This window comes from Paenibacillus zanthoxyli JH29, assembly GCF_000520715.1.
In the GTDB taxonomy this organism is placed as follows: Bacteria; Bacillota; Bacilli; order Paenibacillales; family Paenibacillaceae; genus Paenibacillus_AQ; species Paenibacillus_AQ zanthoxyli.
This window is the reverse complement of sequence record NZ_ASSD01000248.1, coordinates 1-1415: the sequence shown is the minus strand read 5'-3', so window position 1 is coordinate 1415 and position 1415 is coordinate 1. Positions and strand designations below refer to the sequence as shown.

2 protein-coding genes are annotated in these 1415 nt (G+C 60.1%); one reads left to right on the top strand and one right to left on the bottom strand.

Going from position 1 to position 1415, the window contains the following annotated elements; translation table 11 throughout:
* Positions 1-1121: glycosyltransferase family 39 protein (locus tag L691_RS28390; protein ID WP_025690146.1), on the bottom strand; the 1121-nt coding region annotated here is incomplete at its 3' end.
* A 105-nt stretch (positions 1122-1226) separates the two neighbouring features.
* On the opposite strand from L691_RS28390, the gene L691_RS31915 reads away from it, so the two are divergent.
* A partial coding sequence (locus L691_RS31915) for a hypothetical protein (RefSeq protein ID WP_156934201.1) occupies positions 1227-1415 on the top strand: 189 nt, incomplete at its 3' end.

Here is a 1415-nt window from a genome sequence, read left to right as displayed (position 1 = left end):
CCCATTTGTCCGAATTCCCGCCAGCCGCCGTCATCCGCTCCGTTTCTGCGGAACTGTCCGAACGTTCCGTTCTGCCGTCTTTCGCCCGAGGCTGTTCCGTCCTGCGTACCGGATGACGCATCGGCGCTCTGTGTGCCCGTGGCGTTCCCGTTCGGGTTCACCGAAGCCCCCGATGTTCCATCCGCGCCGTCCTGTCCGCCTCCGAAGCCACCGCCGTTCATTCCCGGCATTGCGCCGCCCATTCCGGGCATCCCCTGATCTTCGCCGCCGTTCCATGACGGCATCTCTCCGTTCATGCCCTGCGGGAAGCCGCCGCGCCCCGCATTGCCCCGGTCACCGGTCAGACGCGATACGCCGTTATAACCGAAGGCCAGCTTCATGACCGAGTTAGTGGTGCTGCTGCCGATAAATGGGCGCTGGCTGGCCGGGATCGAATCCACGATAACCGCCCAGGATACAGAGACGGCCAGCATGACGGCGGTGCATGCGGCCAGCACGCCTGCTTTTTTCTTCCAGTTCATCTTTAACGCCAGCCAATAAAAGAGATAAAAGGCCGGAACCACCATGTAAGCCTGCAGCATCTTCTCGTTGAACGCCACGCCGATTAACGCGAATGCGGCAATCAGGAGGCCGATCTTGCTGCTCCTGGTTCCCCTGAACAAGAACCACGTCGCCAGCAGCAGCGTGAACACGAGCATGGCGTCAATATTGTTCGTTCTGCTGACGGCCGCCGCCACCGGCGTAAGAGCCATTGCCAGAGCAGCGATGCGGGCCGCCATTTTGCCAAAAGCCGGTTTGACCAGCAGATAGACCAGCAGCACCGACCCCACACCGGCCAGCGCCTGAGGAAGAATGACGCTCCAGCCCTTCACCCCGAATATCCAGGCGAACAGCGTCTGTATCCAGAACACCACCGGCGGCTTATCCACCGTTACCGAACCCGCCGAGTCCAGCGAAGCATAGAAAAAATTATGCCAGCTCTGCAGCATGCTTCCCACCGCAGTTGTATAGTACAGATTGACGTACTTGTCATTCCAGATCCCGTAGCCGTACAGAAATGCCGCAAGCAGCAGTATGGCCGCCAGAACGAGATCCGAACCTAGCTTCCTGATTAGTCTCATCTTGATCCCTCTCCCCCCGTTTCTCGGGCTGCCTGTTGGCCGCCGCTTCCTCTTCCGTACTGTATTATTGCATCCCTACCTTAACTCATAATGAGTCCGGGCTGAATGTTTGCTGAAGGAACAATCGGCTGCTGGCAGGTCATATCGTCCATCGTCGTGCAGAAAAGGGATAGAGGGAGCAGGCCGCACTGGCAGCGGCAGGCCGCGCAGGCTGCACTGTGGCCGCACGGGCAGTACTGGCCGCATAGGCCACGCAGGCTGCACAGGCCGCACGGGCCGTACTGGCAGCGGCAG